The sequence below is a fragment of the Acinetobacter sp. ABJ-A23_2 genome (assembly GCF_044538765.1).
In the GTDB taxonomy this organism is placed as follows: Bacteria; Pseudomonadota; Gammaproteobacteria; order Pseudomonadales; family Moraxellaceae; genus Acinetobacter; species Acinetobacter nosocomialis_A.
On the sequence record NZ_JBIUCP010000006.1, the window covers coordinates 102,928 to 113,774 of the forward strand.

Annotated in this window: 8 protein-coding genes; 1 reads left to right on the forward strand and 7 read right to left on the reverse strand. The window is 38.3% G+C overall.

The window, feature by feature from the left end; genetic code table 11:
* Positions 1-2: 2 nt before the first annotated feature.
* The 3 genes from ACH63V_RS03910 to ACH63V_RS03920 are packed head-to-tail and all read right to left on the reverse strand — an operon-like array spanning position 3 to position 2,544.
* The gene (locus ACH63V_RS03910; RefSeq protein ID WP_396462800.1) at positions 3-767 is read right to left on the reverse strand and encodes a glycosyltransferase family 2 protein; all 765 of its coding nucleotides are present in this window, start codon (positions 765-767) and stop codon (positions 3-5) included.
* Positions 764-1,519, reverse strand: a complete 756-nt coding sequence (locus ACH63V_RS03915; RefSeq protein WP_396462801.1) for a polysaccharide deacetylase family protein — start codon at positions 1,517-1,519, stop codon at positions 764-766. The genes ACH63V_RS03910 and ACH63V_RS03915 overlap by 4 nt, the downstream gene beginning before the upstream one ends.
* Complete coding sequence (locus ACH63V_RS03920) at positions 1,516-2,544, reverse strand: glycosyltransferase (protein WP_396462802.1); 1,029 nt, start codon at positions 2,542-2,544, stop codon at positions 1,516-1,518. Before ACH63V_RS03920 ends, ACH63V_RS03915 begins: the two co-directional genes overlap by 4 nt.
* Positions 2,545-2,669: 125 nt before the next feature.
* Here ACH63V_RS03920 and ACH63V_RS03925 point away from each other — a divergent pair, with 125 nt between their 5' ends.
* Positions 2,670-4,244, forward strand: a complete 1,575-nt coding sequence (locus tag ACH63V_RS03925) for a phosphoethanolamine transferase (RefSeq protein ID WP_396462803.1) — start codon at positions 2,670-2,672, stop codon at positions 4,242-4,244.
* On the opposite strand, the gene ACH63V_RS03930 is transcribed toward ACH63V_RS03925, so the two are convergent.
* From ACH63V_RS03930 to ACH63V_RS03945, 4 genes are all read right to left on the reverse strand, one after another.
* Entirely contained in the window at positions 4,229-5,113 is an 885-nt protein-coding gene (locus ACH63V_RS03930) for a mitochondrial fission ELM1 family protein (RefSeq protein ID WP_396462804.1), read from the reverse strand. The genes ACH63V_RS03925 and ACH63V_RS03930 overlap by 16 nt on opposite strands.
* Before the next feature lie 67 nt (positions 5,114-5,180).
* Positions 5,181-6,107: a branched-chain amino acid transaminase gene (locus tag ACH63V_RS03935; protein ID WP_077168766.1), complete on the reverse strand. Its 927-nt coding sequence runs from the start codon at positions 6,105-6,107 to the stop codon at positions 5,181-5,183.
* Between the two features lie 24 nt (positions 6,108-6,131).
* A complete protein-coding gene (gene glnE / locus ACH63V_RS03940) occupies positions 6,132-8,882 on the reverse strand; it encodes a bifunctional [glutamate--ammonia ligase]-adenylyl-L-tyrosine phosphorylase/[glutamate--ammonia-ligase] adenylyltransferase (RefSeq protein ID WP_396462805.1) in 2,751 nt (916 codons plus the stop codon).
* Between the two features lie 68 nt (positions 8,883-8,950).
* Positions 8,951-10,219, reverse strand: a complete 1,269-nt coding sequence (locus tag ACH63V_RS03945; protein ID WP_396462806.1) for a sensor histidine kinase — start codon at positions 10,217-10,219, stop codon at positions 8,951-8,953.
* Positions 10,220-10,847 lie beyond the last annotated feature (628 nt).

Consider the following 10,847-nt stretch of genomic DNA (forward strand, 5'->3'; position numbering starts at 1 on the left):
ACTTATTTTTTATCTTTATTCATCGTCTGTTCAAATAGTTTGGCTTCTTTTAGAAAAGCATAAAAGGCATTAATCATACTATTTACGAAACCACGCCAACCATTTAAGAAACTACGGCGAATAAAATAAGACTTCATAAAAGTCACTGGCATCACCAAAACCAATTTAGCAACACTTGGAGACTTTCCTTTTTGGTATTTCTCTAGTGCTTTTAAGTTGGAATATTGGTTATTTTTTTCGACTTTAACGAAAATGCTCGACTCGCCATAATGATAAATATCGTGTTGAGCACGCTGAGATTCACCATCTACTATCACATTTTCATGGACTTTATTGGCAAGATCATAGTGCCCTGTAGACTTGCGGAAAAAACGCACCTTCGCATGTTTTTTAGTATGTTTACTATTAGGAACACCTAAAAATACGTCATTAATCGGTGTGATTAATGCATCAAGTTTATTTTGCTGAATGGTCTCAACAATTTCTTGTTTTAACTCGTTAGATAAGACTTCATCACCATCTAAATTGAGTACCCAATCATTTCGGCACTTTGCTAAAGCCAAACTTTTTTGTCCAGCATAACCTTGCCAGTCTTGATGGGATATTTGCGTATTTTCAAAGCATTGAGCAATTTCATAAGTATTATCAGTACTGCCCGAGTCTAAAATAATGACTTCATCAAACTCACTGACACTTTGTAATGTTCGCTCTAACCAAGCACCACAATTTAAAGTAACAATATAGACACTACATGGAATTTTATTCATAACTTATAACGTCCTTTAGCAAGGGCGATACGCATCTGTAAAGCATTCATGGCACCATGCGTGCTGACACGTGGAATATTAAATTGATTAACTGCTTCGTAAGCTTCGATTTTTTTACGAGTCGATACAGCGTTTTTAAAGCCAATCTCTTGAGCCATTTTCTGATGTTTTTCATTAAAACGACCAAATGGATAAGCAAAGCTCGGGCACTTTCCAACTAATGCTTCAACATCACGCTTAGACTGAAGCATCTCATCATAAGCAGTTTGATCATCAAGCTTAAGTAAGTTCACATGATGTTGGGTATGTGCCCCAAACTCAATCAAACCAGAGTTCGCCATTTCATGAATTTGATCATGAGTTAGCTTTTCGATGCCTTCAATTTGCGTCGCCAAATAAATGGTTGCCTTTGCATTATATTTTTTAAGTAATGGATAAGCATAAAGATAATTATCCATAAAGCCATCATCAAAACTTAAAGCAACGACATTCTTTTGATTACGGTATTGTTCAAGCTCTGAAACAAAACAGAAGATAGCCCCTTTACGTGTCAACAACTGTAAGAGTTGTTCAAATTTTTCAGGGGGCATGTTCATACCAGAGGCTGCATCTTTAGGGCTAACCTGATGCATCATCACAATCCGTGGTAGTTTGTTCGAACGAAACGGAAGCCAGAATGTATAATTACCCAGCACATATAACAGTGCAGCAAGTACTAATAGGCCCACCGCAACGTACAAAAACCACATCATGCATAAACCTCATGTGACCATTCATAATCTTCTGAAAGTGGCTGCTTAAATGTCACTTCAACCATAAACTGGGTGATGCGTTTAGCATTGAAAGATTTACGTGTTTTCTCCCAGCCCTCTTTCGCTATTTTTTCAGCCTGCTCTGGATTTTGATCAAAGAATTGGATCTTCTTGGCCAAGTCAAACTGATCATCAAAGTAAACTACTTCCTGCTCAGTATAGAGTTTCTCAAAACCTGGAATTCTTGGGCTAAAAGTCAATAAACCATTACCAGTCAGCTGTACAATACGGTCAGAACTATACAAGGTTACATCATTACGGCGTGAGTAATTAAGACCCATTTTTGTTTCAGATAGAACTTTATAATAAGCTTTACCATAAACACCAGGTTGTTCAAAACAACCATAATATTGATAGTTTACATGACCTTGTTGCAGAGCATCTGCTAAATCTTTTAAGAACTTTTCACGCTCAGGTTCTTTATAGACTACACCGCAGAAGATAAAAGTTTTATCCGTTTTAGAGTTGGAAAACTGTTGTAGAGTTTCTACATTACGATGACCCACATTAGGCAGATAGGCTACGCTTAAATGAGGCTGCTTTAATTTCTGTAGATACTCACCACCAGTTGTACAGAAAATAGCATCTAAATACGGAGAGAATGCTTTTACAAAGCCAAGTTTGCTCTCTAAATAAAGCGGGTCAACATACCAAAATGCAATTTTAGTATTTGGATAAGCTTCTTTAATTTGTCTGAGGACATCTGGACTCATCAAGTCACTATGACCAATAAGCACCAAATCAGGCTCAATGTTATTGACGACTTTTAATACTTCTTTGTTGGCCCAATTAGCACCCAATTTTTTTGTTTTAAAAATGGTGCCCATTCGAGCCATATCACGAAAACTAAAATCATAAACGAAATGGCCATTTTCAATTAATCCGGCAGAAATTTTACGGTCTGTGCAGTAAAAATGTGCGCCTTGTTTATTAAAGCCAAAATTTGCGATATGCAATATTTTCATTCTTAACTCTATAATTCCATCAATTCTGGAGATGAACTAAAATATTATATCATGCCTGAAATTATGTAGACCCTGTTATCAAAATATAGGATGATATCGCGCTTTTACACTTGGAACAGCTTGGCGTGATTTTTCGACTCAAAACAGGAAAGTTATGGTTCTTTATTTATTGCTTTATGCTGCTTGTTCCATCATGCATTATTTCCAGTGATGGTTTTTTCAAAGCCTTATATCCGCTTATTTTTTTCGTTTTTTTAATTTATCATTACCGCCGTTTTTTTTGGCTTAGCTTACCTATTTATCTTTTAAGTCCTTTTGCACTGTACTACGAAATTACCTATAACGCCCCAACTGAAATTTCAGTATGGCTCACAATTCTAGGAAGCTCTACAACTGAAGGTAAAGTTTATTTATCAACATTAGATCTTCCTTTAGCAATTGGGTTGATTATCGCGTATATCATTCCTCTAGTTTTCTTTTATTATTTTATTCCAAATCAAAGACTAAACACTCCAATATGGCTACGTATTTTAGCCTTATTTCTTATTTTTTCACCCATTCAACGCTATCTTAAAGCACCTGATCATCAGCAAGGATTTCTAAATGTATATCGCCATTTTAAACAGTCTTATCCTTTAAATTTAGTTCTTGGTTTACCAGCAGCAAGTCTTGAAGTAAATCGTGTAAAAGACTTCATAGCCACACAGAACGAAATTGAATGCACACAAGTTAAGGAAACTCGCCCTACCATTACGGTATTGGTTATTGGGGAAAGTGCTCGACGCGACCGTTTAAGTTTATTTGGCTATACTAAAAATAATACGACGCCTTATCTAGAAAAATATAAGAAAGATTTATGGTTATTTAATAATACGATTTCAGGCTCTTATATGACCAGTAAGTCTGTACCCACCTTATTAACAGGAAAGCTAAACGGAACTGATAACTTAAGCCCATCGATTGTGAATGCTTTCAACGCAGCAGGCTATAAAACTTACTGGTTTAGCGCACAAGCGCAATATGGAGAATATGATTCCCTTGTTTCAGCCTATGCATCTTCTGCTCAAGAAACCCAATTTTTGACGCAACATTCATATTCAGCATCACTAGAAACGCATTACGATGAAGAGCTACTCAAATCATTTGATCGAGCATTAGCAGAAAAAACGCACCATAAATTCATTGTGTTACACCTTTATGGTTCACATGCAGATTTTGCAAAACGCTATCCACCACAATTTAATAAATTTAAAGATACCTATGACAATACGGTACTTTATACAGACTACCTGCTCAATGAAGTTATTCAAAAATTAAAAGCAACCAATGTGGACGCCAACTTAATTTACACATCTGACCATGGACTGAACCTTGGAGAATGTAAAGAAAATAGCTCACTGCATTTAGATATGAAAAATAACTTCGATGTTCCGTTAATTATGTGGAGCTCAAACTCATGGAAGCAACATCATCCAGAGATGGCGAGTACCCTTTCTAAAGAACAAAGTAGTGCTATTAGTTCAATTAATATATTACCTACACTCTTAGATATGAGAGGTATTCACTGTAAAAACATTTCTCAAGAGAGATCGTTATTTAATTCGAAATACAAAACATATCCAAGAGAAATTTTAGCAACATCAGAAACAGTCAACTATGATAAAGGCCATGATGACAGCCAATGTCATTTAGTGATTTGATGCACAACCCGATCCGCTTCCTGTAGGACCTGTCCTTCAGGAAGCAAATTTATATCAAATACATTTGCTATTAACTTTTCCTCTAGCAGCCTATCAACCGAATTAGTAATACGATCTTGTTTGAGTCTGTCCATTGCAATCACACCGACTCGGCAACCTGCTGTAAGTGCCTCATAAATCATAGAAACACTATCTTCTGTTACCCACACCGCTTCTGCCTTTTGCATTTCCTCAAAAATCCAACCTTGAGGGGTTTGCTCAACCGGACATATCTGCAAATGCCTAGCAAAACTTTGTTGTTTTAAAATATCAATAAAACCGGCTGGAGTTCGACGTGAGGTGGTCAGAATAATTTCAGAGTCTGGATTATGCTCAACAATTTGTTGAACAGACAATAATACTTTTTCTTGGTTCCATTGGTGACGTTTTGATGAACCACCCAATGCAATTAAAATTCTGGCTGCTTGATGGCGGTTTTCATTACGAATGGGATTGAGTGCACCACGTGTAACAATAACGTGGCTATTTGCTGGAATACCGTCGTGTTCTGGAATCACAGCATAGTCGAACCAAGCAATAGGTAAATTTGGCTTCATTAAGATAACAGTCTTCGCCTTTTTAAAAATTTTACCCAGTAACCAGACACGAAAGTGCGTATGGCTCCCGACTCCAAATATAAAATCGGGTGCTTGTTCAAATAGAGTATTTTTTGAAGAGAAAAGCGCTTTGATTAGAGAAAAAATAGGCAAGTCATTAATAGAGACTTCTTCAAAAGTTGCATTTGCCTGCTGTCTTTGCATCGCCTGAAATAAACCTAAAGCCTGTGAACGATGCCCTGCTTTACCATCAGAGACATAGACAATATGCATAAAAACTCCCTAACCAAAAAATAAAAAGGCGAAACCAATGTTCGCCTTTTCATGTTAACGGATTAACTTATTTTACGTAAGTTAACCAGTGTTCATATTTCGGATTTCTACCTTGAACTGCATCAAAGTAAGTTTTTTGGATTTCAGTGGTAATTGGGCCACGGCTACCCGAACCGATTGGACGGTCATCGTATTCACGAATTGGTGTTACTTCAGCAGCAGTACCTGTAAAGAATGCTTCGTCTGCAATGTAGAACTCGTCACGTGTAATACGGCGCTCAACAACTTGGTAACCAAGATCTCTAGCAATCGTCATCACAGTTTGACGTGTAATACCGTCAAGTGCACCGCCAGCGATATCTGGAGTATGTAAAACACCATCTTTAATCAAGAATACGTTTTCACCTGAACCTTGGCATACATAACCTTGTGGGTCCATGAGCATTGCTTCATCGTAACCTGAGTGTGCAACTTCTTGGTGAGCAAGAATTGACAACGTATAGTTACCAGATGCTTTTGCTTTACACATGGTCACGTTTGGATGATGGTGAGTAAATGATGAAGTTTTAACGCGGATACCTTTCGCCATTGCTTCATCACCAAGGTATGCACCCCACGCCCATGCTGCAACAGCGGCATGAATGGTGTTATTTGTTGCAGCAATACCTAGTTTTTCTGAACCGATCCAAATAAGCGGACGTAAATAGCAAGAAGCTAATTTATTTTCACGTACAACATCGATTTGTGCTTGTTCAAGCGTTGCTTGATCATACGGCACTTTCATTTGATAAATTTTTGCTGAATTTAACAAACGTTTTGTGTGGTCTTGGAGACGGAAAATTGCAGTACCTTTAGGCGTTTCATAAGCACGAACACCCTCAAATACGCCCATACTGTAGTGTAATGTATGGGTTAAAACGTGAATCTTTGCATCACGCCAATCAATTAATTTTCCATCTTGCCAAATAAAACCATCACGATCAGCCAAATTCATGGAACACTCCAAATTGTTATAAAATCATTCACTATCCAACTCAACCGAGGCGGTTGGGTCTATTAATCTTTGCCATAAATTGCAAACGACCGCACGGGTACTACGCCAGTCCGCTGCGCTTACTTGCATGGATTGATTCGCAAGGGCTAAGCGGTGGCTTTCGGCACGTTCACTAAGATAGGCTCGAATTAATGCTGTGGCATCTTCACTGGATAAGCAGTCTGCTTTAGCAGCATCTTCTAATATTCTTACATTATCAGAATAATGGGCGAGATCTGGTTTCGTCCCGCTCCATGCAAGTACAGCATACTGTGCCATAAATTCGATATCTACGATACCACCTGCGTCCTGTTTTAAATGAAAAATACCATGTTTTTTTTGTTCAGAAGACGAACCTAAGTGGTCTTTCATTTTCTGACGCATTTTCAACACTTCTTCACGAACATAAGCTTCATCTCTAGATTGAGTCAATATCTCGCGGCGAAATATTTCAAATTTTTGGCAAAGCATTTCATCACCAGCGATAGAGCGTGCTCGAACGAGTGCCTGATGCTCCCAAAGCCATGCACTTTTCAACTGATAATGTTCATAGGCTTTCAGACTGGTCACTAATAAACCAGCTTCACCTGAGGGTCTTAAGCGTGTATCAATTTCATAGACGCGGCCATCAAGCGTTTGAGTGGTCATGAGTGACATAAACTTTTGAGCAACACGCATAGCAAACTCAAAGCCAGTAATCGCCTTGGTTCCATCAGTGTCGGCTTGTTCATCTAGATAGTGAATAAAAACAAGATCCAAGTCAGAACCATAGCCCAGTTCAATGCCACCCACTTTGCCATAACCAATAACAGCAAAGGCTTTATAGTCAAGAGAGCAACGTTTTCCCTCAACATCCTTTGGGTAACCATGACGTTTTGCTACGGTCTGATAAGCTAAATGGAGAGTTGCATTAACACTCACTTCAGCAATATCTGTTAATGCATCGGACACCTTCATGAGAGGACTTTCAGCTAATACATCACTTGCAGCGACCGTGAGCACATTACTCTTTTTAAACAAGCGAAGTACCCGCATTTGGTCTTCAACTTGATCAATTTCGATGCGAAGCAATTGCTGGCGTAATGAGTCTTCCAAGTCCTTACGTTTTGGTAACTCAAAGTCCATCGATAAGAACTCATCCAACAGTACTGGATATTGCGTTAGCTCTTCACAAATCCACGGGCTCACCGTCGCCATTTTCACTAAGCGTTGCAATGCCCCTTTACTTTCAATCAACATCACCAAATACACAGTTCGACGCATGACTGATTCAATCAGCGGCATTAAACGTAATAATGCAGTTTGTGGTTGTTCGGACTGCAAGATCGCTTCAATCAAATGAGGCCAGAAAGTTTTTAAACGCTGCACAGCATTTGAAGGAAGTTTTTTAAGTGCATGCCCATGCCAAAATTCATGAATCAAATTTTTCGCATTATCATCCAGCACTTCATCTAGCTGTTGTTCTAACTGCCCAAAGTTCTCGGTTGCTGCATTAGAGCTAGTATCTTCAATCAGTTGTTTAAACTGAACTTTTACCTTTTGACGTTTCTCATTAAGAACATCAAGAAACTCATTCCAGCTTGCGAAACCCAAGGTATCAATAATGCGTTGTCTTAAGTCCAATTCTTCGGGCAATAACTGGGTTTGCTGATCATTGAGCGCTTGAATCGCGTGTTCAACACGGCGTAAAAACAGGTAAGCATCTTCAAGCTCTAATACGGCCTGCTTTTCTAACAAACCTGCCTCACCAATGTGCTCAAGACTGACTAAGCACTGACGGTCTTGTAACTCACGTTTAGAACCACCGTAAATCAGCTGAAAAACCTGAACAATAAACTCAATTTCGCGAATACCGCCTGCTCCGAGTTTAATGTCATCCTCAATATGGCGGCGCAATACTTCGCGTTCAATCATCGCTTTCATATCACGCATGGCAGCAAAAGCGGTGTAATCGACATAGCGGCGGAATACAAAAGGACGTGTCATTTCTAACAGATCTTGCCCTTCTTTACCGCCTGTCACAACACGCGCTTTAATCCAGGCATAACGTTCCCATTCACGGCCATGCTGACTTAAATACTTTTCTAAAGCTGCATGACTAATCGCTAATGCCGAACCATCTCCCCATGGGCGTAAGCGCATATCTACTCGAAATACAAAACCATCTGCGGTGATGTGTTCAAGTAAATAAATAAGTTTTTGTCCCCACAAAATACAGAACTGCTGTACATCAATACATTTGCGACCATTGGTTTCGCCTTGCTCATCAAAGGCAAAAATCAGGTCGATATCACTCGATAAGTTAAGCTCTTGTGCACCAAGCTTGCCCATGGCAACCACAATCAAATCTTGAACTCTGCCTGAATAACTTAATGGTTCGCCGTGTTTCGCCACAAGTGCAACACGAGCAAAAGCTTTTGCTGCACAAATACTGGCATCAGCAAAATCAGAAAGTTCGCGTGTGAGTGTGACAACATCGGTCAGTTGATTGGCATCCTGCCAAATCCAACGAAACATTAAACGACTGCGCAGTATACGAAGCGCACGCATCCAAGTTGTTTCATCACCAATGCCATCGATTGTGGTATCTACAAATTGATAAATCTGTTCTGTTGAGAGCGGCGCAGCAAATTGATCTAGTTGATAATCTTGTTCTAAAACAGCCTGATGTAACCCCAAAACTTGTTCCGCGTACTGACTAGCACGCAATGTTTTTTGTAACTGCTCCGCATTCATATAAAAAAGCTCTTTTCCTCAGACTCTCTTTTTAGTTATAGCAGTTCACGTAGTAATAGGAAAAGGGATTAAACTAATTTTGCTTCTGATGTGTTTTGTTCCTCTACATGAAGTTCGGGAACTTCTTGGGCAGAAGGTAATAAAACTTTAAATGTCGTTCCAATACCCTTTTGCGAATTTACACTAATCTTACCCTGATTAATCTCGACAAATCGCTTACATAAACTTAAACCTAATCCCGCGCCCTTTTCACCTGCTGTTCCCTTAAAGCTCGCTGTAATACGGGGATGGAATAAATTTGCCATTTGTTGTTCGCTCATACCAAGACCAGTATCACGTACAGTGATTTCGACATTTGTGCCCACCTGCTTCGCTTCAATGAACACTTTGCCAGAGCCATCAACATCGGTAAATTTCAATGCATTTGACACCAAGTTTTGGATCACGGAAGTCATCATATTAATATCGGCATAGATTTTTAAATCTTCGGAAACCGCATTTACCAATTCAATATTTTTCTTTAAAGCCAACGTATGCAGCACATCGCAAACAATATTGCTGACTTGTCTAAGCTTGAAATTAATAGGGTGATAAACAAAACGCCCACCCTCTGCCATCGCCCATGTTAATAAGCTTTCAAGTAAGTTATAGGTCGATTGAGAAGTGTCGTATAAATAGTCAGCAATATTTTGAATACTCGATTCATCCAGTGTTTCACGTTCTTTCGCCAAAACTTCGGAGAAACCTAACAAGCCATGAAATGGTGCCCGCAAGTCATGCGAAATAATAGAAAAGAACTTTGTTTTACTCGAATTAAGGGCTACTTGTTGCTCATAGAGTTCATTTAATTCTTCATAATTAAATTTCAACTCGACTTGTTGCATAAAACTAGAACAATAATCGAGCAACAACTGAATTTGATCATTTTCGAAAGTGGTTTCATCATCATCAAAGAAAACGGCAAACCCCATAGAAGTCTGGTCGGGTTGCACCAAATGGACAGCTAAGGCACGACCACAGTCAATATTAAGCTCTTTTAAATAGTTGATTAAATTTTGATAAGAAGGATGATCGTGATGAATCACCTGTTGTTTAGCAAAACATTGTTTTAAGTGCCTTGAAGGTTTAAATGAAATAGCAGTCATGCCTTCAGGACAATGATGCCAAAAGTAAGGTTCCTGATTAAAAGTAAGCAAAGCTTTTTGACACTTCAACAGGCGAACACTAAACCGGAAAAATTGCTCAATGTAATTCTGCTCGGCATTTAATCCAAGTAATAGTGATATTCTACAAGCACTTAATTGCTCGACCTGATGTAGTTCTAATCGCTGTGTCATGCCCGCCTCACAGATTTTGTCGTTGTTAGTCGGAACCGCTCTTTGAGAAATGTACTTATAATCATTATGATCTAATACAAACTTTAACACAGTACATTAAAAGAGCAACTTTCTTTTCGAAATAGAAATGTGAAGTTTCAATTAAAGGTTTTCAGATACATAAAGTGGGTATGGTTTAGAAAAATACAACAATTTTTTTGGAAGAAAGAGTTGTATGATGTTAGAAACTCGAGTTTAGAATACTCGTAAACGACGGTCAAAAGATACATTCATAGAGCCTAAAAATATTTCCTAAAATACTAAAATTAGAAAAATTTCTACGTAAAATTTTAAAACAGTTTGATGCTAAACCAATCCTCTCGATTGAGTAACAACTGTGAGATGAACAAGGCAGAGTGAGTTATTTTAAATACTCGCTGGATTACACCAAGCGACACATCATTAGTAATGAGAACTTTCTAGCAAGCAAAGAGTTACTTACCTCATCTATAGGTGAGAAAACCGTACCGCACTGAAAAGTCATGGATATCATTAGTTTTAAAATGGTTTCTGATAAAAATTTTATAAAATATTGATCAATAAGAATATAAATATACAATAGGATTTGCATCTTTAGAAATATTTAAAT